Annotated in this window: 23 protein-coding genes; 18 read left to right on the forward strand and 5 right to left on the reverse strand. The window is 52.7% G+C overall.

What is annotated here, in order from left to right; all coding sequences use genetic code 11:
* The first annotated feature begins 19 nt into the window (after window positions 1-19).
* The 12 genes from AC4GL5_RS05740 to AC4GL5_RS05795 all read left to right on the forward strand — a co-directional run bounded on the left by AC4GL5_RS05740 (window position 20) and on the right by AC4GL5_RS05795 (window position 11,145).
* Window positions 20-784 carry an electron transfer flavoprotein subunit beta/FixA family protein gene (locus AC4GL5_RS05740; protein ID WP_490381833.1) on the forward strand — a complete coding sequence of 255 codons (765 nt, stop codon included), beginning with the start codon at window positions 20-22 and terminating at the stop codon, window positions 782-784.
* Window positions 785-786: 2 nt separating this feature from the next.
* Complete coding sequence (locus AC4GL5_RS05745) at window positions 787-1,713, forward strand: electron transfer flavoprotein subunit alpha/FixB family protein (protein WP_490381834.1); 927 nt, start codon at window positions 787-789, stop codon at window positions 1,711-1,713.
* Between the two features lie 235 nt (window positions 1,714-1,948).
* The gene (locus AC4GL5_RS05750) at window positions 1,949-2,947 is read left to right on the forward strand and encodes a cation diffusion facilitator family transporter (protein WP_490381835.1); all 999 of its coding nucleotides are present in this window, start codon (window positions 1,949-1,951) and stop codon (window positions 2,945-2,947) included.
* 17 nt (window positions 2,948-2,964) lie between these two features.
* Window positions 2,965-3,288 (forward strand): ArsR/SmtB family transcription factor, encoded by a 324-nt coding sequence (locus AC4GL5_RS05755; protein ID WP_490381836.1) that lies wholly within the window; start codon window positions 2,965-2,967, stop codon window positions 3,286-3,288.
* Between the two features lie 103 nt (window positions 3,289-3,391).
* Window positions 3,392-3,958, forward strand: a complete 567-nt coding sequence (locus AC4GL5_RS05760) for a discoidin domain-containing protein (RefSeq protein WP_490381837.1) — start codon at window positions 3,392-3,394, stop codon at window positions 3,956-3,958.
* A gap of 143 nt (window positions 3,959-4,101) precedes the next feature.
* Window positions 4,102-5,343 carry a hydrolase gene (locus tag AC4GL5_RS05765; protein ID WP_490381838.1) on the forward strand — a complete coding sequence of 414 codons (1,242 nt, stop codon included), beginning with the start codon at window positions 4,102-4,104 and terminating at the stop codon, window positions 5,341-5,343.
* A complete protein-coding gene (gene astA, locus AC4GL5_RS05770; RefSeq protein WP_490381839.1) occupies window positions 5,343-6,350 on the forward strand; it encodes an arginine N-succinyltransferase in 1,008 nt (335 codons plus the stop codon). The genes AC4GL5_RS05765 and astA (AC4GL5_RS05770) overlap by 1 nt, the downstream gene beginning before the upstream one ends.
* 195 nt (window positions 6,351-6,545) lie before the next feature.
* Window positions 6,546-7,586 carry an arginine N-succinyltransferase gene (astA, locus tag AC4GL5_RS05775; RefSeq protein WP_490381840.1) on the forward strand — a complete coding sequence of 347 codons (1,041 nt, stop codon included), beginning with the start codon at window positions 6,546-6,548 and terminating at the stop codon, window positions 7,584-7,586.
* Between the two features lies 1 nt (window position 7,587).
* On the forward strand, window positions 7,588-9,111 hold the full coding sequence (gene astD / locus AC4GL5_RS05780) for a succinylglutamate-semialdehyde dehydrogenase (protein WP_490381841.1): 1,524 nt from the start codon (window positions 7,588-7,590) through the stop codon (window positions 9,109-9,111).
* A 20-nt stretch (window positions 9,112-9,131) separates the two neighbouring features.
* Window positions 9,132-10,469 carry an N-succinylarginine dihydrolase gene (gene astB / locus AC4GL5_RS05785; RefSeq protein WP_490381842.1) on the forward strand — a complete coding sequence of 446 codons (1,338 nt, stop codon included), beginning with the start codon at window positions 9,132-9,134 and terminating at the stop codon, window positions 10,467-10,469.
* A gap of 162 nt (window positions 10,470-10,631) precedes the next feature.
* On the forward strand, window positions 10,632-10,871 hold the full coding sequence (locus AC4GL5_RS05790) for a type II toxin-antitoxin system RelB/DinJ family antitoxin (RefSeq protein WP_490381843.1): 240 nt from the start codon (window positions 10,632-10,634) through the stop codon (window positions 10,869-10,871).
* Window positions 10,861-11,145: a type II toxin-antitoxin system RelE family toxin gene (locus AC4GL5_RS05795; RefSeq protein WP_490381844.1), complete on the forward strand. Its 285-nt coding sequence runs from the start codon at window positions 10,861-10,863 to the stop codon at window positions 11,143-11,145. The genes AC4GL5_RS05790 and AC4GL5_RS05795 overlap by 11 nt, the downstream gene beginning before the upstream one ends.
* 31 nt (window positions 11,146-11,176) lie before the next feature.
* Here the strand turns inward: AC4GL5_RS05795 and AC4GL5_RS05800 are convergent, their stop codons facing one another.
* Window positions 11,177-11,524: an FKBP-type peptidyl-prolyl cis-trans isomerase gene (locus AC4GL5_RS05800; RefSeq protein WP_490381845.1), complete on the reverse strand. Its 348-nt coding sequence runs from the start codon at window positions 11,522-11,524 to the stop codon at window positions 11,177-11,179.
* 316 nt (window positions 11,525-11,840) lie between these two features.
* Here AC4GL5_RS05800 and AC4GL5_RS05805 point away from each other — a divergent pair, with 316 nt between their 5' ends.
* The 5 genes from AC4GL5_RS05805 to arsJ are packed head-to-tail and all read left to right on the forward strand — an operon-like array spanning window position 11,841 to window position 15,848.
* Window positions 11,841-12,188, forward strand: a complete 348-nt coding sequence (locus AC4GL5_RS05805) for a metalloregulator ArsR/SmtB family transcription factor (protein WP_490381846.1) — start codon at window positions 11,841-11,843, stop codon at window positions 12,186-12,188.
* Window positions 12,189-12,215: 27 nt separating this feature from the next.
* A complete protein-coding gene (locus tag AC4GL5_RS05810) occupies window positions 12,216-13,220 on the forward strand; it encodes a permease (RefSeq protein WP_490381847.1) in 1,005 nt (334 codons plus the stop codon).
* Between the two features lie 28 nt (window positions 13,221-13,248).
* Complete coding sequence (locus AC4GL5_RS05815) at window positions 13,249-13,482, forward strand: thioredoxin family protein (RefSeq protein ID WP_490381848.1); 234 nt, start codon at window positions 13,249-13,251, stop codon at window positions 13,480-13,482.
* 27 nt (window positions 13,483-13,509) lie between these two features.
* Complete coding sequence (locus AC4GL5_RS05820) at window positions 13,510-14,520, forward strand: ArsJ-associated glyceraldehyde-3-phosphate dehydrogenase (RefSeq protein WP_490381849.1); 1,011 nt, start codon at window positions 13,510-13,512, stop codon at window positions 14,518-14,520.
* Window positions 14,521-14,522: 2 nt separating this feature from the next.
* Entirely contained in the window at window positions 14,523-15,848 is a 1,326-nt protein-coding gene (arsJ, locus tag AC4GL5_RS05825) for an organoarsenical effux MFS transporter ArsJ (RefSeq protein ID WP_490381850.1), read from the forward strand.
* Here the strand turns inward: arsJ and AC4GL5_RS05830 are convergent.
* The gene (locus tag AC4GL5_RS05830; protein ID WP_490381851.1) at window positions 15,845-18,517 is read right to left on the reverse strand and encodes a bifunctional diguanylate cyclase/phosphodiesterase; all 2,673 of its coding nucleotides are present in this window, start codon (window positions 18,515-18,517) and stop codon (window positions 15,845-15,847) included. The genes arsJ and AC4GL5_RS05830 overlap by 4 nt on opposite strands.
* 146 nt (window positions 18,518-18,663) lie before the next feature.
* Window positions 18,664-19,143, reverse strand: a complete 480-nt coding sequence (locus AC4GL5_RS05835; protein ID WP_490381852.1) for an Lrp/AsnC family transcriptional regulator — start codon at window positions 19,141-19,143, stop codon at window positions 18,664-18,666.
* A 345-nt stretch (window positions 19,144-19,488) separates the two neighbouring features.
* Between AC4GL5_RS05835 and AC4GL5_RS05840 the strand changes: the two genes are divergently transcribed.
* Window positions 19,489-20,556 (forward strand): arginine N-succinyltransferase, encoded by a 1,068-nt coding sequence (locus AC4GL5_RS05840; protein WP_490381853.1) that lies wholly within the window; start codon window positions 19,489-19,491, stop codon window positions 20,554-20,556.
* A 163-nt stretch (window positions 20,557-20,719) separates the two neighbouring features.
* Here AC4GL5_RS05840 and AC4GL5_RS05845 read toward each other — a convergent pair whose 3' ends face one another.
* Window positions 20,720-21,370 carry a peroxiredoxin gene (locus AC4GL5_RS05845; RefSeq protein ID WP_490381854.1) on the reverse strand — a complete coding sequence of 217 codons (651 nt, stop codon included), beginning with the start codon at window positions 21,368-21,370 and terminating at the stop codon, window positions 20,720-20,722.
* A 232-nt stretch (window positions 21,371-21,602) separates the two neighbouring features.
* Window positions 21,603-22,082: a universal stress protein gene (locus AC4GL5_RS05850; RefSeq protein WP_490381855.1), complete on the reverse strand. Its 480-nt coding sequence runs from the start codon at window positions 22,080-22,082 to the stop codon at window positions 21,603-21,605.
* Window positions 22,083-22,090 lie beyond the last annotated feature (8 nt).

A 22,090-nucleotide genomic window follows, 5' to 3' on the forward strand; every position in this document is an offset into this window, starting at 1 on the left:
GAAATACAGGGAGGCTTCCATGAAAGTATTGGTAGCGGTCAAGCGCGTCATTGACTACAACGTCAAAATTCGTGTTAAAGCGGACAACTCTGACGTTGATCTGACCAATGTGAAAATGGCGATGAATCCGTTCTGCGAAATCGCAGTGGAAGAAGCGGTTCGTCTGAAAGAGAAAGGTATCGCAACCGAGATCGTTGTGGTTTCTGTTGGCCCGAAACAGGCTCAGGAGCAGTTGCGTACTGCACTGGCGCTGGGTGCAGACCGCGCCCTGCTTGTTGATACGTCGGAGATTGAGACTGCAGACAAAGTAGACTCTCTGGGCGTTGCCAAACTGCTGGCGAAGCTGGTGGAAGAAGAGCAGCCGGGTCTGGTGGTTCTGGGTAAACAGTCGATCGATTCTGATAACAACCAGACCGGTCAGATGCTGGGTGCACTGACGGGTATGCCTCAGGGTACGTTTGCTTCTGAAGTCGCCGTTGACGGCGAAAAAGTCAACGTAACCCGTGAGATCGACGGCGGTCTGCAGACAGTGGCACTGAATCTGCCTGCTATCGTGACCACAGACCTGCGTCTGAACGAGCCCCGTTATGCGTCTCTGCCTAACATCATGAAAGCCAAGCGTAAGCCGCTGGATGTTAAGACCCCGGCTGATCTGGGTGTTGATGTAGCGTCTAAAGTGAAGACCCTGAAAGTTGAGCCACCTGCAGAACGCAGCGCGGGTATCAAAGTGGGCAGCGTAGACGAGCTGGTAGAAAAACTGAAAAACGAAGCGAAGGTGATCTGATCATGAGTATCTTAGTCGTAGCTGATCACAACAATGCCGCTCTGGTGGGTGCTACTGCAAATACAGTTGCAGCTGCTCAGCAGATCGGTGGCGATATCACGGTACTGGTTGCCGGCAGCAACTGTGGTGCGGCGGCTGAAGAAGCTGCAAAACTGAACGGCGTTGCAAAAGTGGTTGTTGCTGACAACGCTGCTTACGAGCATCTGCTGGCTGAAAACGTCTCTCTGCTTGTAGCCGATCTTGGTAAAGATTTCTCTCACATCCTGGCGCCTGCGACGTCCAACGGCAAAAACATCATGCCACGGGTTGCTGCGCTGCTGGATGTGGCTCAGATCTCTGACATCATTGCCGTTGAATCGGCGGATACCTTTAAGCGTCCTATCTACGCCGGTAACGCGATTGCGACGGTTCAGTCTGAAGACGCAATCAAAGTGATCACGGTTCGTGGTACGGGTTTTGACGCAGTTGCTGCTGACGGTTCTGCTGCGGTTGAATCTCTGGACAATGCACAGGATGCCGGTAAGTCTGCATTCGTTGGCGAAGAGCTGGCGAAATCTGACCGTCCTGAGCTGACGGCTGCGAAAGTGGTGATCTCCGGTGGCCGTGGTATGGGCAACGGTGAAAACTTTGAACTGCTGAACAAGGTGGCTGACAAGCTGGGTGCCGCGGTTGGTGCATCCCGTGCAGCCGTTGATGCAGGCTTCGTACCGAACGATATGCAGGTGGGTCAGACCGGTAAAATCGTTGCGCCTGAGCTGTATATCGCGGTGGGCATCTCTGGTGCGATTCAGCACCTGGCCGGTATGAAAGACTCTAAAGTGATCGTCGCCATCAACAAAGATGAAGAAGCGCCGATCTTCCAGGTAGCAGACTACGGTCTGGTGGGTGACCTGTTCACCGCACTGCCTGAGCTGGAAGGTAAGCTTTAGGGTTGGAGCTCAGCAAGTGTTATATCCTGTCGGATGTTATCTCTTGATGAGGAAAAGATCCTCGGATAATAAGTGCTGACAAAAGGCCATAGGTGAAAATCTATGGCCTTTTTTGTATGCACAGGATTGCTAATCAGGTCTTCGGTTTAAGCTCTCGGGGATAACATGATGCTTGCACTCGGGAATTTTATATTTAATATATGAATACATATTCATAAGTTAAGGATGAGTTTCCATGGCTCACTCACACGGCGATCACGATCACCAGCATTCACATGATCACGGCCATAGTTGCGGTCACGGCCATGACCACTCCCATGTACCGGAGATGTCAGAGGCGAATGAGCGTAAGGTGCTGCTCTCTTTCTTCCTGATTTTCAGTTTTATGGTTGTCGAGGTGATCGGTGGTCTGATCTCGGGATCGCTGGCGCTGCTGGCCGATGCGGGTCACATGCTGACCGATGCCGCTGCGCTGGCACTGGCTTATGCCGCTTTCCGTTTTGGTCGTAAGGCTGCAGATACCAAACGCACCTTTGGCTATCTGCGTTTTGAAGTGATCGCCGGTTTTATCAATGCCATTACCCTGTTTGTGATTGTCGGCTGGATTATGTTTGAAGCCTGGGAGCGCTTCAGCGAGCCTCAGCCAGTGCTGGCCGGTCCTATGATGGCGGTGGCGATTGCCGGTCTTTTGGTCAATATTCTGGTGTTCTGGATTCTGACCCGGGGTGACAGCGAGCACGTCAATATCAAGGGTGCAGCCCTGCATGTGCTGGGCGATCTGTTAGGTTCCATCGGTGCAGTTGCCGCTGCAGTGATTATTCACTTTACCGGCTGGACGCCTATCGACCCGATTTTGTCTGTCGTGGTCTCCCTGTTGATTCTGCGCAGTGCCTGGGCGCTGCTGGCGAAATCCCTGCATATCCTGCTGGAAGGCGCACCGGATAACGCGACTCCGGAGCAGATTCGTCGTCACATCAAAGACAGTCTGCCCGGTGTTACCGATATCAGTCACGTGCATGTTTGGCTCATCACTTCGGGACGTGCGCTGGCAACACTGCATGTGCGTCCTGAGAGCGATGCCATGGCACGTGAGGTCACTCAGGCGGTGGAGCAGGAGCTGAAAAACAAGTTCCGGATTGAACACGTGACCGTCGCCGTAGACTGGAATGAAGGCAGTTCCAGTGTTTGTAGCTTATCAGAGCCGTCAGAATATAACTCTGAACATCAGCATTAGGCGGGGAGCTGGATACCATGTCGACACCACATCATCATGACACCCTGTCCCTGCAGGACAGCACCATTCTGGCGGAAACCTTCCGCCTGCTGGGCGACCCCAGTCGGTTACGTATTCTCTTCTACTGCCTGAACGAGCCGAAATCCGTGGGAGATATCGCGGAACAACTGGATCTTTCCCAAACACTGGTCAGCCACCATCTGCGTTTGCTGCGCGGGGCAAGACTCGTCGTCGGTGAGCGCCGCTCCCGTCAGGTGTTTTACGCACTGGCGGATGATCATGTACGGGATATGCTGAAAGATATGGTTGTGCATATTAATGAAGAGCATGATACTGACTAAGATCAAATAAGGCACCGGTAGGATTGATTGCTTATTTATCAAAAGGTTATGATCCTGCACGAGTCATAGATTGGCAAAAATCAGGATATTACAAGGAAGTACAATGAATAGGATTTTGATTGCGTCTTTAGTTTCTCTGTTGTTAGCGGGTTGTTTGGGGGGAGAGGAGGAATCCAATAGCTCTTCATCAGCACCTTCCGGGGAAGACGCTGCAGGTGCTGCAGATAATACATCTGATACAGACGCTGGTGTAATCACTTCAGGGACAGATGTAGCGAATCTTAGTCAAGGTGCTACTGCAGTTTCATCGTTCAACTCCAGTACTGCCAGTAACTTGATTGATGGCAGTGAGATGAGGGCATGGATAAGTGCACCGGATATTCCAATCAATATTACGCTGAGCAATCAATACCAAATTGCTAAGATTGAAATTGCTAAAGATCACGAAGCTGGTACAGATGTAACGCTAGAAATTTCAGATGATGGTGTTAATTATAAAACTCTTTCTGTAACGAACTCTCCTGCTGATGTTACTTGCTCTGACTCTGCGTTTTATAGCATTAGGATTAAGTGCTTATTCGAACCTGCTCAAACAATATCGCACATACGTCTAACCTCATTAAATGGCAGGTCATACCGTTTTCAGGAGCTAAGGGCTTACACCGATTAGAATAGCTTAAAGGCCTGGTGACAGGCCTTTTCAATTTTTAAAGCCCCCCCATGTCCCCAATCTAAAAAAAAGGTCGCATCCCGGACAGAAACTCTTGCGGTCTTCAGCAATACTGAAGACAACGCAAAATAGGATGTCTTGAGATGAGTAACGACTTTACCCAATGGCTTGAGTGGATTGATTCACAGCACGACACCATGCTGGCCAATACCATTTCCCTTTCTGAAATCAACTCAGGCAGTCTGAATGCCACCGGTGTAAACCGTGTCGGTGATGAGCTGATCCGAATTTGCGAGCCCTTAGGTGGCGACGTTGAGCGCATCAAGGTTGCGCCATATCAGAGCGTCAACAACCAGGGCGTTGTTGAAGAATTCCCTCTGGGCGATGCGATCCGTATCCGCAAGCGTCCGGAAGCGCCGCTGCAGATCTTCTTCTGCGGGCATATGGATACCGTATTTGCTATCGATCACCACTTCCAGACCATAACCTGGCTGGATGACGATACGCTGAATGGCCCCGGCGTTGCCGATCTTAAAGGTGGCCTGATGGTGATGCTGACCGCGATTCAGGCGCTGGAACGCAGCCCGTTCGCAGAGCGTATCGGCTGGGAGATCCTGTTTAACTCCGATGAAGAGATCGGTTCTGCCGCTTCTGCACCTCTGATTGCTGATGCTGCTAAGCGTGTGCATCTGGGGCTTATCTACGAGCCAAGTTTCCCGGACGGCAATCTGGCCGGTGAGCGTAAAGGCAGCGGTAACTTCAGCGTTGTGATCCGTGGCCGTGCAGCACATGCCGGTCGTGAGCATCACCTGGGACGTAACGCGATTCGTGCCATGGCGGACTTTATCGCCATGCTGGATGACCTGAACGGTCAGCGTGAAGGCGTTACCATCAACCCCGGTTTTATCGAAGGTGGCGGTGCGGTCAATATCGTGCCGGATCTGTGTGTGTCCAAGTTCAATATCCGTCTGGAACGCCCTGAAGATGAACGCTGGTGTCAGAACCGTCTGGCAGAAATTGTCGGCAAAATTCACGCCCGCGAAGGCATTCTGATCGAGCTGCACGGCGGCTTTACCCGTAAGCCCAAGGTGCTGACCCCGGCTAACCAGAAGCTGTTCCAGCTGGCGAAAGATTGCGGTGCCGATCTGGGTATGCAGATCCAGTGGCTGCCAACCGGTGGTTGCTGTGATGGCAACAATCTGGCGGCAGCGGGTATTCCGAATATCGATACGCTGGGTGTACAGGGCGGCAAGATTCACTCTGCCGATGAGTACGTCAAAGTCTCCAGCTTTACCAAACGGGCTAAGCTGAGTGCACTGATGCTGATGAAACTGGCCGCTTCAGATGATCTGAGCTGGTTGGGTGTTCAGAAGGAGAAAGTTTGATGCTGGTACTGCGTCCTTTAGCGTTTCACGATCTGGCAGGGCTTGAGCGCCTTGCTGTGATCTCCGGTGGTCGTATGACGACGCTACCGGATAACCGTGATCATCTGAGTCAGCTGATCAGCAATACTCAGCAATCCCTGCGTAAAGTGGTCGATCGTCCGGCGGGTGAGAGCTATCACTTTGTGCTGGAAGATACCGAGACCGGCGAAGTGGTGGGTGTATCCGGTATTGAAGCGGCGGTGGGCATTACTTCTCCGTTCTATAGCTACCGTATCGATGATGTGGTGCACGCTTCCAGCGAACTCCAGATCCACAACCGTGTTCCGGCGCTGCATCTGTGTCAGGACTACACGGGGGCATCCCGTCTTTACACCTTGTTTATGGATAGCGAGCATCGTCAGGCGGAGAACATCCACCTGTTATCCCGCGCCCGCATGCTGTTTATCGCGGCGCACCCGGAGCGTTTCTCTCCGCGTCTGATCGTCGAACTGCAGGGTGTGGCTGATGAGAAAAACCAGTCGCCATTCTGGGAATGCCTCGGTCGTCACTTCTTCAATATGGATTTCAATAAAGCCAACTACCTGACGGGTATTAACTCCAAAGGCTTTATTGCAGATCTGATGCCGCACTATCCGGTTTATGTGCCCATGCTGAACCCGGAAGCGCAGGCGGTACTGGGGAAAGCCCGTGATGATATGCGCGATGTGCAGCAGCTGCTGGAAGCGGAAGGTTTCGAGTATCGCCGCTACGTAGACATCTTTGACGCCGGCCCAACACTGGAAGCCCGCACCGAATACGTACGCTCTGTCAGCCAGAGTCGTTGTCTGCCGGTTGCGATCGCTGAGACCGCAGACGATCAGCCGGTGGCGCTGATCAGCAATAACCAGCTGAACAACTACCGCTGCATTCTGGCTCCGATGAATCCGGATCAGCCAGTACTGACCGAAGCGCAAGCAGATGCACTGGAACTGAGTACCGGTGACAGCGCTCGGGTACTTTGGCTTTAAGCGGACGGTTGTTGTAAGTGGGTGGTTGTTGTAAGCGGATAATTATCCGATGGCTTCATCGTCTCTCAATAGAAGAATGATGAGGTCATCAGCAGGACGCTGAAAGAACGCTATAGCATTAATAAAAAACAGTAACTGCCAGCGTTGCACGGCTGGCAGACAATCTTTCTGAGACTTTTTGAGGAGCAGCCCGCCATGATGGTGGTTCGTCCAATTCAGGCTGAAGATCATGCAGCCCTGCGAGAACTTGCTCGCAAAACCGGTCCGGGTTTTACCTCCCTGCAGGATAACGATGAGCAGGTAGCCGGAAAAATCGAGAGCGCGCTGGAAGCGTTTAAGCCGAACAGCATTCCCGATGAAGCCCTGTACCTGTTTGTTATGGAAGAGACCGACACCGGTGAAGTCGTCGGAATCTGCGGTATCGAAGCCGCTGTTGGTCTGAGCGAGCCCTGGTACAACTACCGCGTAGGCACTCTGGTGCATGCTTCCCGCGAGCTGAATGTTTATAACCAGATTCATACCCTGACCATCTCGAATGACCACACCGGTTATTCCGAGCTGTGCACCCTGTTCCTGAGCCCGGAAGCCCGCCATAGCAAGAATGGCGCGTTGCTGTCCAAGTCCCGTTTTATGTTCCTGGCGGAATTCCCGCAGCGCTTTAACGAATACATGATCGCAGAGATGCGCGGTTACTCCGATGACAAAGGTGTATCGCCATTCTGGGAAGGTCTGGGTCGTCACTTCTTCTCTCTGGATTTTGCCGAAGCCGACACCCTGTCCTCAATGGATAAGGTGTTTATCGCCGAGCTGATGCCGAAGAACACCATCTACACCAACCTGCTGCCAAAAGAGGCACAGGAAGCGATTGGTAAAACCCACGAGGCGACCACACCTGCCCGTAAACTGCTGGAAGCAGAAGGTATGCGCTACACCGGTTACGTGGATATTTTTGACGGCGGCCCGACACTGGTTTCCCGCACTAATGATCTGCGTGCCGTGCAGGAAAGCCGCTACGTTAAAGCCCATGTGGTTGATGAGAAAACAGAACATAAGCCGGAAGGCGAACTTTATCTGGTCAGTACCACTGACTTTGCCAACTTCCGCTGCTGTATGACGGCGGTGGACGTGTTTGGCAACCATGTTGTCGGCCTGCCAAAAGCTGTGACCGACGCACTTCAGATTACAGAAGGCACCACCGTACGTATCGTACCTATGGCGTCAGGAAGGAGATTCTAAGATGACTGTGACCCAAGCAAATGTGAATTCAGGCAAATGTTTTATTAATGGGCAGTGTTTTATCAATGGAGCTTGGCAAGCGGGTGAAGGTCCGGAATTCACCTCCCTGAACCCGGCAACCGGTGAAGTGGTTTGGCAGGGTAAAGAAGCCTCTGCAGCTCAGGTTAATACGGCTGTAGAAGCAGCCCGCGCTGCCTCTGTTGAGTGGGCGATGACCTCTTTTGAAGCCCGCGAAGCGGTTGCACGTCGCTTTGCCGAGCTGCTGGGCGAGAACAAAGAAGAGATGGCGACCATCATTGCTGCGGAAACCGGTAAGCCGATCTGGGAAACCCGTACCGAAGTAGGCGCGATGATCGGCAAGATCGCCATCTCTGTAAACGCATACAACGAACGTACTGGTAGCCGCGTGAGTGAGGTTGCTGGTGCCCGCGCTGTACTGCGTCACAAGCCGCACGGTGTGGTAGCAGTATTTGGCCCATACAACTTCCCGGGACACCTGCCAAACGGTCATATCGTACCGTCACTGCTGGCGGGTAATACCGTGCTGCTGAAACCCAGTGAACTGACGCCACACGTTGCGGAATTTATGGTTCAGCTGTGGGAAAAAGCCGGTCTGCCAGCGGGTGTTCTGAACCTGCTGCAGGGCCAGAAAGATACCGGTATCGCACTGGCGGCACATGATGATATCGATGGTCTTTTCTTCACCGGCAGTTCCCGTACCGGTCACATCCTGCACGAGCAGTTTGCCGGTCACCCGGGCAAGATTCTGGCGCTGGAGATGGGCGGCAACAACCCGCTGATCATCGACGAAGTGGCTGATATGAAAGCGGCCGTTCACGAGACGATTCAGTCTGCGTACATCACCAGCGGTCAGCGCTGCACCTGTGCCCGTCGTCTGTTTGTACCTGTTGGCGAGTGGGGCGATCAGTTTATTGACCAGCTGCAGAAAGCGGTTAGCCAGATCAAGGTGGGTGGCCAGTTTGATGAAGACGCGCCTTTCATGGGTAGCCTGATCTCGGAAGCAGCCGCTGACGGCATCGCGGCAGCTCAGGACAACCTGATCGGTCTGGGTGCAAGCCCTCTTGTGAAACTGGAGAAACTGAAGCCGGGTACCGGTTTCCTGTCTCCGGGTCTGATCGATGTGACCGCTCTGGTTAACGCGGACAAGCTACCTGATGATGAGTACTTTGGCCCGCTGCTGCAGGTGATCCGTTTCAGTGACTTTGATGAAGCGATCCGTCAGGCCAACAACACCCAATACGGTCTGTCTGCCGGGATGTTCAGCGACAGCGAAGAGCGCTTTAACTACTTCTACGACCGCATCCGTGCGGGCATCGTGAACTGGAACAAGCAGCTGACCGGTGCGGCAAGTAGCGCTCCGTTTGGTGGCGTGGGTGCCAGCGGTAACCACCGCGCAAGCGCCTACTACGCAGCGGACTACTGCTCTTACCCGGTAGCGGGTATGGAAGCAGACCAGCTGGTACTGCCGGAGACCCTGTCTCCTGGTCTGAACCTTGATGCCTAACCGACGGATGAAGAACTGATATGAAAGCGTTTGAAGCAAATTTTGATGGTCTGGTGGGGCCAACGCACAACTACAGCGGTCTCTCTTTCGGTAACGTCGCGTCTGAGAACAATGGTGCGAATGCGTCTAACCCGAAACTGGCAGCGCTGCAGGGGCTTGCGAAAATGAAAGCCCTGCACGACATGGGCATGGTTCAGGGGGTACTGGCACCTCAGGAGCGTCCTGATCTGTTTACCCTGCGTCGTCTGGGCTTTACCGGATCGGATGCCGACGTGCTGGCACAGGCTGCGAAGGAAGCACCGCGTATTCTGGCGGCTTGCTGCTCGGCCTCCAGTATGTGGACGGCGAATGCTGCCACCGTATCCCCAAGTGCGGATACGGCGGATGGCAAGGTGCATTTCACACCAGCCAACCTGACCAACAAGTTCCACCGTTCCATTGAGCATGAAACCACTGGTCGCATTCTGCAGGCGACCTTTGCTGACGAAAACCACTTTGCCCACCATCCCGCTCTGCCGGGTGTTGAGCACTTTGGTGACGAAGGCGCAGCAAACCACACCCGTTTCTGCCATGAGTACGGCGAGCAGGGTGTTGAGTTCTTTGTCTTTGGCCGCAGTGCCTTCGACAGCCGTTATCCCGCACCCAAGAAATACCCGGCGCGTCACACGCTCGAAGCCTCTCAGGCGGTGGCCCGTAGTCACGGTCTGAGCAACAGCCATGTGGTTTATGCACAACAGCACCCGGATGTGATCGATGCCGGTGTTTTCCACAACGACGTCATCGCTGTGGGTAACCGCGACATTCTGTTCTGTCACGAGCAGGCGTTCCTGGATCAGTCAGCGGTTAAACAGCAACTGACCGATGCCATGGGTGGCAGCTTCCGTGTGGTAGAAGTTCCGGCCAGCCGTGTATCGGTTGACGATGCGGTACAGAGCTATCTGTTTAACAGCCAGCTGCTGAGCCTGCCGAATGGCCGTACGCTGCTGGTGATTCCGGAAGAGTGTAAGAACAACGAGCGCGTCTGGAACTACCTGACAGGGCTGGAAAGTGGCGACAGCCCGATCGACGAACTGAAAGTGTTCGACCTGAAGCAGAGCATGAGCAACGGCGGTGGCCCTGCTTGTCTGCGCTTGAGAGTGGCGATGAACGAAGCGGAACTGGCGGCCTTTAACCCGGCAACCCGTATGAGTGATGAGCTGTTTACTACGCTGAACAGCTGGGTAGAGCGTCATTACCGTGACCGCATTGTAGATGCGGATCTGGCTGATCCTCAGCTGCTGATTGAATCCCGTACGGCACTGGATGAGCTGACTCAGATCCTGAAACTGGGTTCTGTGTATCCATTCCAGCGGGTCTGATCGCCCCTAGATCTTCCCTGCGAAGATTCATTGTAAGCCTCTTGTGCGCAGATTTTTTGCGAGCTTTCTTGCCCCGTCCTGAAAAGGCCGGGGTTTTTTTGTGGTTGCAATAAACAATATGCACTACAATTGTTATTACATTTGTTGTGCGAGATGTAAAAAATGGGCAATGTCACGTTCCGTGTTGATGATGAACTTAAACAGCGTTCCTATCAGGCGCTACAAGAGCTTGGCGTCACCCCTTCCGAATTATTACGGCAAACTTTGGAATATGTCGCGGAAACAGGACGTCTGCCTTTCAAAAAAACACTGATGACGGATGAAGATGAGCAGCTTCTGAACGAAGTGCGGGAACGTCTTAAAGATCCGCAACCTGTGAGGGTCAGCCTGGATGACTTATAACCTCGACTTTGATCGTCGGGCGCTAAAGGAATGGCACAAGTTAGGTGATAGTGTTCGCCAGCAGTTTAAGAAGAAGTTAGCAGAGGTACTCGAAAACCCTCATGTTGCTGCTAACCAGCTACGAGAGTTGGATCATTGCTATAAAATCAAATTGCGTGCTTCGGGTTATCGCCTAGTTTATCAGGTTATCGATGATACGGTGACGGTTTTTGTTGTGGCGATTGGTAAACGGGAAAAAGACGATGCCTACCAACGAGCCGCTAAACGACTTTAAGATGGTTTGGCGGTCTTTCCCCATCTGTTTATCACTCCCGATTCAAGGCTTCCAGCAGCTCAATCTCAAAGATCAGATTACTGTTCGGTGGGATCTTGTCGCCAAAACCCCGTTCGCCATAGCCCAGCTCGGCAGGCACCTGCAGTTTGCGTTTGCCGCCCACCTTCATACCTTTTAAACCTTCCACCCAGGCCGCGATCACTTTCTTACGGCTCAGTACCACCTGAAACGGCTGGCCTTTATCGTAGGAGTTATCAAACTCGGTGCCATCTTCCAGCCAGCCTCTGTAGTGTGCGGTCACTAAAGCGCCGCCCTTTTTAACTTCGGTGCCTGTGCCTTCAATCAGGTCTTCGATGATGAGTTCGTTCAGATCGGCCATGGTCTTTCCTGTTTGCTCTGTAGTTGCTAGTTGCTAGTTGCTGGTTGCTGGTTGCTGGCACCCGGTTTTTATATTGTATGGGCGGGCAGATTAGGTGTTCATGGCGCTTCTTTCAAGCGGCTCTTTCAGGTCGTGATTTCAGCCATTCTTTTAAAGGCTGAGGGGCGTGCTTCCTGCAAAGATTCAGTCTGACCTGCCAGACAAGATTCAGCATTCTGAAATATTTGTGTCATAGATGGCTTTTGATATATGGCTATCCATATATCTGTTTTTTCATATATCATGAGATTTCACTTTTTTCAGATAGGCATAGCCGATGCTCGACCCTGTGATCTTTTACAAACAACTGGCGGATGAGACCCGACTGCGATCCTTGCTGTTAATCACGCAGGAAGAGGAGCTGTGTGTCTGTGAGCTGGTGGCGGCACTGGATGAAAGCCAGCCGAAGATCTCCCGTCATCTGGCGCAGCTGCGTAAAACCGGATTGTTGGAGGATCGTCGTCAGGGGCAGTGGATTTTCTATCGACTGAGTTCCGGTTTGCCCGAGTGGTGCATCGCTGTCTTATCCACAACGGCAGCGTCCAATCAGGTCTGGTTACAGCTGGCAAAAGAACAGCTTAATGCGATGGGTGATCGACCGGAGCGGGTTAAAGCCTGCTGTTAAGTCTTATTGCCCGAGGAGAACGGAACCATGTTTGAGATCTTCACACAACTGGCCGACTGGCTGGTGTACCAGCAGATGGGCTTATCACCGGATACGAAGCTGGGTGATGCCCTGCACTTTTTTGTCGAGGATGTCAGCAAGATTTATGTGCTGCTGGTGGTCATGATCTATGTGATCGCCCTGGCGAGAGCCTCCCTCAATGTCGAGCGGGTACGGGACTTTCTGGCTGGGCGGCACCGGGGTGTTGGTTACGTGCTTGGCTCAGGTTTTGGTGCGATTACACCCTTCTGCTCCTGTTCCAGTATTCCGGTCTTTCTTGGTTTTACCTCCGCAGGTATTCCCGTGGGGATCACCATGTCCTTTCTGCTCACCTCACCGCTGATCAATGAGGTTGCTGTGCTCCTGCTGATGAGTCTGCTGGGCTGGAAGTTCACGCTGCTCTACGTGATTGTCGGTATGGGGATCGGGATTCTGGGTGGTGTTTTTCTGGATCAGATTCGTGCCGAGCGCTGGCTGAAATCGTTCGCCCGCAAAGCCCTTGAGAAAGGGCAGCAGCGCTCTGATAGTGAACAACAGCAGGAGCAGCTTGTTGCGCCAGAGAAACTCTCCTTTGCCGAGCGTCATCAGTTTGCCAAAGGGGAGACCGGTGAGATATTTGGCCGGGTGTGGAAGTGGGTAATTATCGGTGTCGGGCTGGGTGCTGCGCTGCATGGTTTTGTGCCGGATGGCTGGATTGAGGCGCATCTGGGCGATGGCCAGTGGTGGTCGGTACCGGCTGCCGTGCTTCTGGGGATTCCGCTTTACTCAAACGCCACCGGGGTGATTCCTGTGATGGAGAGTCTTATCGTCAATGGTTTGCCCGTTGGCACCACACTGGCGTTTTCCATGAGTACCGTCGCGGCAAGTTTCCCGGAGTTTATCCTGCTCAAGCAGGTGATGCAGTGGCGTCTATTGGCGATTCTTTTTGCGCTCCTGCTGGTGGCATTCACGCTGGTGGGCTGGATTTTTAACCTGCTGACACCGTTTATCTGAACAGCAGGCATGACGCGAGGATAAGGTAATGAAAGAGATCAAAGTGTTGGGCAGTGGCTGCAGCAAATGCATCAAAACCGCCGAAATGATCAGCAAAATTGCTGCGGAATTGGGAGCAGACGTTAACGTCATCAAAGAGACCAATCCGGAAGCGATTATGAACTATGGCGTGATGAGCACACCAGCAGTAGTGATCGATGATCAGGTTGTCCACAGTGGTGGAATTCCCAGGGAAGATGCCATTCGTGAATGGTTTGCCTGACCCTGATAACGGTAGAGGAAAATTGATATGACAAAAATCAGGGTAGGTATTAACGGCTTTGGCCGTATGGGACGACTGACACTGCGTGCGGCCTTTGATTGGCCGGAGATCGAGTTTGTGCAGATCAATGATCCGGCAGGGGATGCGGCTACGCTAGCCCACCTTATCACCTTCGATTCGGTTCATGGTCGCTGGCACCATGAGGCAACCGCTGACGGCGATGCTATGTTGATTGATGGCAAAAGCATCCGTTGTACGCAGAACACAGCTATTGCCGATACCGACTGGTCCGGCTGTGATCTGGTGATTGAAGCCTCCGGCAAGATGAAAACCCAGAGCCTGCTCAAGGCTTATCTGGATCAGGGCGTAAAGCGTGTGGTGGTAACAGCGCCGGTGAAAGAAGAGGGCGTGCTCAATATTGTGATGGGTGTGAACCATTACGAATACGATAAAGCGCACTACCCGATTGTGACGGCGGCATCCTGCACCACCAACTGTCTGGCCCCTGTGGTTAAGGTGTTGCATGAGAAGCTGGGTATTGTGCATGGCTCCATGACCACCATTCACGATATCACCAACACCCAGACCATTATGGATGCGCCCCATAAGGATCTGCGCCGTGCCCGCGCCTGCGGTATGAGTCTGATCCCGACCACCACCGGCTCGGCCACCGCTATCACCCATATCTTCCCGGAGCTGAAAGGCAAACTGAACGGTCATGCGGTACGCGTGCCTCTGGCCAATGCCTCGCTGACCGATTGTGTGTTTGAGGTCAGCCGCACGACCACAGAAGAGGAGCTGAACGCCCTGTTCAAAGAAGCAGCAGAAGGCGAGCTGAAAGGTATTCTGGGTTATGAAGAACGCCCACTGGTCTCCATCGATTACCGTACCGATCCGCGTTCTACCGTGGTGGATGCGCTGTCGACCATGGTCATCAATGGGACTCAGGTGAAACTTTATCTCTGGTACGACAACGAGTGGGGCTACGCCAACCGTACCGCCGAGCTGGCACGTTTTGTTGGTCTGCAGGATCAGTAGTCATGTCTGTCGAGTTGCCTAAACTCACTCTGATCGAGAAACTCAGGGCGCTGCCGGAAGGTGTGCGCCAGTACCTGATCGTGACCGGTAACTACTGGGCCTTTACCCTGACCGACGGTGCCCTGCGTATGCTGGTGGTGCTGCACTTTCACAGTCTGGGTTTTGCCCCGCTGGCGATCGCCATGCTGTTTCTCTTCTACGAGTTTTTCGGCGTTGTCACCAACCTGGTAGGTGGCTGGCTGGGCGCGAGGCTGGGTCTGAACCGGACGATGAATATCGGCCTATTCCTGCAGGTGCTGGCGCTGGTGATGTTGCTGGTGCCTGCAGACTGGCTCACCGTTGCCTGGGTAATGGCGGCACAGGCGTTGTCCGGTATCGCCAAAGACCTGAATAAGATGAGCGCCAAAAGCTCGATCAAGCTGCTGGTGCCAAAAGGGGAAGAAGCCAAACTCTACGGCTGGGTCGCGGCGCTGACCGGATCAAAAAACGCCCTTAAAGGCGCGGGCTTTTTCCTTGGCGGATTGCTGCTGACACTGCTCGGTTTTCAGGGCGCGGTACTGGCGATGGCGGTAATGCTGTTGCTGGTTTGGCTGTTCAGTCTTGCGGCGTTAAAACGGGATCTGGGCAAGGCGAAAAACAAACCCAAGTTCTCGCAGATGTTCTCCAAAAGCCGGTCGGTGAATCTGCTCTCTGCGGCGCGTCTTTTCCTCTTTGGCGCACGGGATGTCTGGTTTGTGGTGGCGCTGCCGGTATTTCTGGCGGCAAGCCTTGGCTGGGATCACTGGCGGGTAGGTGGTTTTCTGGCGCTGTGGGTTATCGGTTATGGCATGGTGCAGGGTTTTGCGCCGCGCCTGACCGGCCGCAGTAAAGCCGCCCTTACTGATGCGCAGACACAAAGCGGGGGTAACGTCCATGCGGTACCCGATGGGCAGGCGGCCTTCCGCTGGGCGCTGCTACTGCTGGCTGCCCCTTTGCTGATGGCGCTTCTGTTAAGTGACGTCACCAGTTTTGGTCTGACGACAACGGAGCAAGCCTATCTGGTGATCGGTGGCCTGCTGCTGTTTGGTGTGCTGTTTGCCGTTAACTCCTCCCTGCACAGCTATCTGATCGTCAGCTATGCCCGGGATGAGGGCGTGTCCATGGATATCGGCTTTTACTATATGGCCAACGCCGCCGGACGTTTACTGGGTACGGTGCTGTCCGGCTGGCTGTTTCAGGCTTATGGCGAGGGTGTATCGGGGTTAACCGCGTGTCTTTGGATATCGGCCCTGATGCTGGCACTGACAGTACTGATCTCGCTGGCGCTGCCCCGACATCCAACCGTTTAGTCTGGTGTCATTGTTTTCCGGAAACGGCCATTAACCGTTGGCAGATTTAAGCGACCAACAAAGTGGTCCCAGGGCTCGGGTTTCGCCAGCAGGTAGCCCTGAATCAGTTCGGCTTGTTGCGCACTGACAAAGCTAAGCTGTTTATCCGTTTCTACCCCTTCCACCACGACCCGCATATTCAGTGTGTGTGCCATGGCAATGATAGTACGCACCAGAGGAGCATCTTCGTGATGCTCCAGCGCCTGAATAAAGCTCTGATCGACCTTAAGCTCATCCACCGGCAGATCCTGCAGATAGCTGAGGGAGGAATAGCCGGTGCCGAAGTCGTCCAGTGAGATCTCCACTCCCAGCTTGCGAATTTGGCCGAGCTTGCCCTTAACTTCCTGATCTATCAGTAGAGACTCAACGACCTCAAGGGTCAGTTGATCCGGCGAGAACTGATAAAGTTGTAGCAGATCGGCGACCTCTTCGACAAAGTTGGTCTGTTGCATCTGCAGTACCGAGATATTGACTGACAGGCGAATAGGGTGCCATTGGAGCAGTTGGCAGGCCCGCTCCAGAATCCAGCGACCCAGTGGCAGAATAAGCTCTGTCTCTTCTGCCAGCTCGATAAAGTGTGCCGGTGACAGCAGGCCCCGTTCAGGATGACGCCAGCGTACCAGTACTTCTGCGGAAACAAGTTTGCGGTCACGGTTAAACTGCGGTTGGAAGAAGAGTTCAAACTCCTCATTCCTGATACCTCGTTCCAGATCAGAGATCGCTTCGTTGCGGGCTTTAAGGCTGGTGCTGACATCATGAGAATAGATGGCGTAGCTAAGGCCGGACGTAGAACGGGCGTGCTGTAATGCCAGTTTTGCTCTGTGTTGCAGCATCTCCGGGTCCTGTCCGTCTTCCGGGTACCGGGCCAGCCCCATCTGGATTTTCAGGTTGTAGCTCTTACGTTGTATCTGCCAGTGTTTGCTTTCCAGTTTGGTTATCAAATATTCCAGAAAGTCGGTGACTCGGCTTTCTTCACCCTCAAGAAAGAGCCCCAGCCTGTTAGCAGGTAGGCGAACCAGAATCCCTTCAGGGTTCCAGGATTCCAGCTCCCGCATCAGGCACTGGGCAAACTGGCGGAACAGCTCGTTGCCGCAGGAAAAACCATGTAGCTCGTTGATGATATGCAATCCCTGAATGCGGATCACCGCCAGAAAGCCTTGCTTTTGACGAAGCAGCTCCGGGTACTCCTCTGCAATAAACATCAATCTTGGCAGTCCGGTAATCTCATCAAAGTGGGTCTGCTGATAGTGATCTTCTTCGATGGATTGCCGTTGAAAGGCTTCAGCAAACTGGGCGACGACTCCCGCAAATCCGGAACAGGCGAAATGATCTGATTCACTCCATTGACGACTGCGAAGGCTACAGAGGGTCAGGATTCCTCTCAGTTCGCCACCCATGTAAATGGCGGTCACCAGTAAACTGCTGATCTTGTGGTCCCGGAAAAAACCGATCAGTGATTGGCTGTGGCTCTGTTGGTCAAGGGGTTGGATGTGAGGCAGCTCAACCAGAGTAACGGGCTGCTGATGAAGCTGATCCAGAGTTTCAGTCATCTCGGCTATCTGCAGTTGACTACCTGCGATGGGGGCGTTACTGGCCTGACAGGTGAGATACTCTCCTGAGGCGTCGAGTAACCAGACCGAGGTGATGTCTGCACGGGTCAGGTGGCCTGCTTCTGTTATCAGTTCCTGCAGGAAGTCTTCCTGCTTGCTTTGCCCCTGGAAACGTTGGCGTAGCTTCTGTAGTGAGATTTGCTGCTGACTGAGGTCCTGACGGGTCTGCGCGAGGGCCTGCATCTCTGAAAGGCTGTGTCGACCCTGGCGCATGATGCGTCGGATCAGGAAGAAGATGGCACCGCAAAGCAACAAAAGTAAACCGATGACATCCGGCATTAAGCGGTGGAGCAGAGCGGTTCCCGGGTACGTGGGGTGCCAGTTGATATAGCTGAGAATTCTGCCCTGTTTATTCCGGACTGCAAAACTTGCCATACCTTTTACAGGCTGAAGGCTTGAGACGGCAGCGGAGGTTTCTGTGTGTATCTTGAGTAGATGGATAACGGAATCGGTAATGCGCTTTCCAAAGATAAAAGTTCTGGGGCTGTCAGTGGGCAATGCCGAACGAGTTTCAGTTTCTATCGGGTGAGAGCCTAACAGCCATAACTCGTTGTTGATCAGAAACAGACCCGAAGCCTTTTGATTCAACGGATAGAGCTTTTGTTGAAAGCTTTTAATATCTGGTGGAATGTCGTTCGGAACGCCTTCGTAGCTGCTGAAAAGCAGTCTGCGGTTTTGATCGGTGACTCCTGCCCAGGCGATATCAAGATTCTCGTACAGGCTTTGCCCAAGATTACTCTCAATCCAGTCGTTACTGGCAAAGCCATCGACTACCCAGAGTTGATAGGCTTCATCCCAGATAGAATAGTCTCTGAGTTGGGCTTCCAGTATGTTGTGTTCGCTGTTGATGCTTTCCTGAATGGTTGCTTCAGTTTGGCGAATATCCTCTTTATCAACAGCCTTTGCGGCTCCCCACACCGAAAGTCCTATCAGGAAAAAGCAGAGTGCAAAAAGTACCAGCATTCCTATCAGGGTGTTGGAGTACTGACGTGACAGCTGATTGAGCAGTGTGTTCTTCAAGTGAGGTCGTCCGCATTTGACTGAGAGTTAAACCGAACGGGTTATAAGGGATTATTGCTCGGCAGGGCGGAATATTAACATTCTTTTGTTATGTATCAATTTGTTGGCTATTAGATTTTACCGCGGTTATCGACGCTGAGTCTTGACTATTTATCGTCAGCCAATGCATCCAACGGGTAGCCTCTGAAGGGTTTTACCGTGGTCAGCACCACATGGCTGCTGATATTCACCATACCGGGCAGGACGTCCAGCAGCTGATCGTTGATCTCGTTATAGCGCATCATGTCCGGTGCCACGATGCGCAGGAAAAAGTCGAAACTGCCACTGACGGTGTAACACTCAACCACCTCCGGATGACTTTGCGCGGCCTGCTGAAAGGTGCGAAAGGCGTCTGTGCTCTGATCTTTCAGGCTGACGGTGACGATCACTTCCACACTACGGCAGATTTTGGGCAGGTTAAGGGTGCTGAGATAAGGGCCGATCAGACCAGCTTCCTCCAGTTTACGTACCCGGTTCAGGCAGGAGCTTGGTGATAGCCCTACCCGGTCGGCCAATTCCTGATTGGTGATTCGGGCTTCCTGCTGCAGGGTCGAAAGAATCTTTCGGCTGATCTTGTCCAGTTGCATCTTATAAGCTCTTTTTTCGATGTCTCTATCGGTCTGTTGTCGTGGTTTGATGTTTCCGGAATGGACGTCATGGATATACAGGTCGCATTCTATCGCTGTTCGGGGGCTAGTTTGCGTTTCAGAACAGCTCAGCGCAAGCCTTTCTGTCTAAGCCGAATATTATTCGGTATCTGATATAAATTCCTGCAAGATCTGCAGTTTTTGCCTGAAATCAGACAGCTCATTTTGTCACTTCGACACTAAACTTAACGGCATAAACCGCATTGATAACCGTAATTCTTGGTTCACCGGAAACATCATAACCGCGGCAAAAAAGTGCGGGCAGGCAGAAGGGTAGGAAGGCTTATGTTAATTATTCGTCCATGTCAGTTGGCTGATCTAGAGGATCTGATGGCGCTGTCCAAAGCTGTAGGACGGGGAATGACCTCTATGCCGGCGGATCGTGAAGCCTGGTTGAAAAAGATTGAAGCCACCGAGCGTGCTTTTTCTGAACAGGGTAAAAAAGATCCGATGAGCACCTATTTTATGGTGCTGGAAGACCCTGAAACCGGTCGCGTGATCGGCTCTACGGCGATCTATACCGGTGTGGGGCTGGATCGTCCGTTCTACTCCTACAAGATCTCCACACTGGTCAGCAGCTGTCATGATCTGTCGGTAACCCGTCAGGCCCGTGTGCTGAGCATGGTGAACGATTACACCGGTGCGACCGAAGTGGGTTCTCTGTTTGTGTCTCCGGAGTACCGTAAACCGGGTATGGGCCAGTTCTTGTCCCGTGCGCGTTTTCTGGCGATGTCGGACTTTCCTGAGCGTTTCGGTGACACCGTGATGGCAGAGCTGCGTGGCTGGCAGGATGAGGCGGGTAATTCTCCTCTGTGGGAAAATCTGGGCCGTCAGTTCTTCGGCATCGATTTTCAGGAAGCGGTGAATACGGTTGCCCTGAAAGGTACTCAGTTTATCTCAGACCTGATGCCGAAATATCCGATCTATATCGACCTGCTGCCTCAGGAAGCCCGTGAGGTGATCGGTAAGCCGAATGACTCGTCAGCCCCTGCACTGCATATGCTGAAGAAAGAGGGTTTCCAGTTTGCCGGTTACGTGGATCTGTTTGACGGTGGCCCGTCTGTGCAGTGCGCCCGTGATGAGATTCATACCGTGCGCGAAAGCCTGAACGGTGATGTGCGTGTCAGCCATCATGTTAAAGATGACGACGCCCTCTTTATGCTGAGTAACGGCAGCGCAGAAAACTATCGTGTGGTACTGGCTCCGGCTCGTTTGGCTGCTGATGGCACTTTGCTGATTCAACAGGCCGCAGCAGATGCTCTGTTGCTGGACACCTGTCATGACTTCAGCTCTGCTGAAGTCCGTTTTATGCCCTTCAGTCAGAAACGTCAGGCGGCAGCACATGCGGCCTGATTGTCATTAGATGTAAAAACTGAAGTGTGGTGATCGGGAATCGTCTGCTCCCGGAGAATTAGAGCGTTATCCGACGCCAAAAAAATCCCTGCCAAATCTATCAAGGATTCGGCAGGGATTATCGTTAGCGAAAAAACGCTAACAATCCGATAACAACAGCGTCTTATGGCTGTTTCGTGGTGCGCAGATACGGCAGTTTGATGTCAATATCACCGAATTTCGCTTTGGCTTCATCATCATTCAGAGACAGCGCGACAATCACATCCTGACCGGTTTCCCAGTTGGCCGGTGTTGCGATTGGCGTCTGATACGTTGCCTGAAGTGCATCCAGTGCCCGCACAACTTCTGCAAAATTACGACCCACGGACATCGGATAGGTCATCGACAGTTGCAGTTTTTTGTCCGGACTGAAGATAAAGACCACCCGAACACTGGCGGAGTCTGCTGCGGTACGACCATCCGGCAGATAAGCATCTGCTGGCAGCATATCCAGTGCTTTGGCAACCGCCAGATCATCATCAGCAATGATTGGGAACTTAGCCGGCGCACCGGAGAACTTCTCAATATCGGCTTTCCATTCAACGTGTTCATCAACACCGTCTACAGACAGACCGATCACTTTAGTATTTCGTTTTTCCCACTCGGCAGCCAGCTGAGCTACTGCGCCAAACTCAGTGGTGCAAACCGGGGTAAAGTCTTTCGGGTGGCTGAACAGGATTGTCCAGTTGTCACCGATGAAGTCATGTAGTTTGAAATCACCCAAATCGGTTTTCAGGTCCAGATTCGGTACAACATCATTGATTCTTAGTGCCATGGTTCTACTCTCCTGTTTATATTCATCATCGGGCCTTAGGCCTGTGAGAACATAATGATTTATTAGCTTTGTCTTATCTAATTGGCATTGCCAATCTTAAGGATAGACGAAAGCTATTTCGCACACGTCTGACAACAAGGTATATCAATTTTCTCTTAATTAATATTGAAGTCGGATTGTTAAGCGGCCTTGCTTTGTTTTCTTCAGACTCCCGTCAGGACGCTTTACTGGCTTAAAGCGGAACTATATGCACCGGAATATGGCTGTGATTGAGAATGCTGTGAGCAATCGAGCCCAGGGTATTCAGTCTGTGATGTCTGCGACAGCCCATCACGATCAGGTCTGCATTGACCTCGGCTACGGTATCCTGCACCTCTTCCCAAACTCTTCCCTCGTGGATCCGGTAATCCAGCGCATCTGGTGAGAGAGACGGATTCACAGGGAGGCCCTCTTCCTTCCAGAAGCGATCGATACGTTCCCGCATGGTTGCCCTGATATGATCCAGCCCTTCCTGATGCAGTGCCTGAAGCTCATCTTTACCAACAATATTGCGAACCATATTGATCGCATTGGTATGCAAGGGTTCAGCAACATGCAGAAAAACGATTCGGGCCTGATGGGCCATGGCTAATGCAACCGCTGCCCGAAATGCCGGGCGGGACCCTTTTTCAATATCTGATATGTAGAGAATGGTTTTAATCTCTGGAAGCATATTGGTCA

Source organism: Oceanospirillum sp., assembly GCF_982874595.1.

Excerpts from the sequence above, each read along its gene's own strand:
- AC4GL5_RS05745 (WP_490381834.1), top strand. The coding sequence starts at position 787 with ATGAGTATCTTAGTCGTAGCTGATCACAACAATGCCGCTCTGGTGGGT.
- AC4GL5_RS05800 (WP_490381845.1), bottom strand. The coding sequence starts at position 11,524 with ATGGCCGATCTGAACGAACTCATCATCGAAGACCTGATTGAAGGCACA.
- AC4GL5_RS05810 (WP_490381847.1), top strand. The coding sequence starts at position 12,216 with ATGTTTGAGATCTTCACACAACTGGCCGACTGGCTGGTGTACCAGCAG.
- AC4GL5_RS05850 (WP_490381855.1), bottom strand. The coding sequence starts at position 22,082 with ATGCTTCCAGAGATTAAAACCATTCTCTACATATCAGATATTGAAAAA.
- AC4GL5_RS05815 (WP_490381848.1), top strand. The coding sequence starts at position 13,249 with ATGAAAGAGATCAAAGTGTTGGGCAGTGGCTGCAGCAAATGCATCAAA.
- AC4GL5_RS05790 (WP_490381843.1), top strand. The coding sequence starts at position 10,632 with ATGGGCAATGTCACGTTCCGTGTTGATGATGAACTTAAACAGCGTTCC.
- astD (WP_490381841.1), top strand. The coding sequence starts at position 7,588 with ATGACTGTGACCCAAGCAAATGTGAATTCAGGCAAATGTTTTATTAAT.
- AC4GL5_RS05740 (WP_490381833.1), top strand. The coding sequence starts at position 20 with ATGAAAGTATTGGTAGCGGTCAAGCGCGTCATTGACTACAACGTCAAA.
- AC4GL5_RS05845 (WP_490381854.1), bottom strand. The coding sequence starts at position 21,370 with ATGGCACTAAGAATCAATGATGTTGTACCGAATCTGGACCTGAAAACC.
- AC4GL5_RS05835 (WP_490381852.1), bottom strand. The coding sequence starts at position 19,143 with ATGCAACTGGACAAGATCAGCCGAAAGATTCTTTCGACCCTGCAGCAG.
- AC4GL5_RS05750 (WP_490381835.1), top strand. The coding sequence starts at position 1,949 with ATGGCTCACTCACACGGCGATCACGATCACCAGCATTCACATGATCAC.
- AC4GL5_RS05755 (WP_490381836.1), top strand. The coding sequence starts at position 2,965 with ATGTCGACACCACATCATCATGACACCCTGTCCCTGCAGGACAGCACC.
- AC4GL5_RS05760 (WP_490381837.1), top strand. The coding sequence starts at position 3,392 with ATGAATAGGATTTTGATTGCGTCTTTAGTTTCTCTGTTGTTAGCGGGT.
- AC4GL5_RS05820 (WP_490381849.1), top strand. The coding sequence starts at position 13,510 with ATGACAAAAATCAGGGTAGGTATTAACGGCTTTGGCCGTATGGGACGA.
- arsJ (WP_490381850.1), top strand. The coding sequence starts at position 14,523 with ATGTCTGTCGAGTTGCCTAAACTCACTCTGATCGAGAAACTCAGGGCG.
- AC4GL5_RS05840 (WP_490381853.1), top strand. The coding sequence starts at position 19,489 with ATGTTAATTATTCGTCCATGTCAGTTGGCTGATCTAGAGGATCTGATG.
- astB (WP_490381842.1), top strand. The coding sequence starts at position 9,132 with ATGAAAGCGTTTGAAGCAAATTTTGATGGTCTGGTGGGGCCAACGCAC.
- AC4GL5_RS05795 (WP_490381844.1), top strand. The coding sequence starts at position 10,861 with ATGACTTATAACCTCGACTTTGATCGTCGGGCGCTAAAGGAATGGCAC.
- astA (WP_490381840.1), top strand. The coding sequence starts at position 6,546 with ATGATGGTGGTTCGTCCAATTCAGGCTGAAGATCATGCAGCCCTGCGA.
- AC4GL5_RS05805 (WP_490381846.1), top strand. The coding sequence starts at position 11,841 with ATGCTCGACCCTGTGATCTTTTACAAACAACTGGCGGATGAGACCCGA.
- astA (WP_490381839.1), top strand. The coding sequence starts at position 5,343 with ATGCTGGTACTGCGTCCTTTAGCGTTTCACGATCTGGCAGGGCTTGAG.
- AC4GL5_RS05765 (WP_490381838.1), top strand. The coding sequence starts at position 4,102 with ATGAGTAACGACTTTACCCAATGGCTTGAGTGGATTGATTCACAGCAC.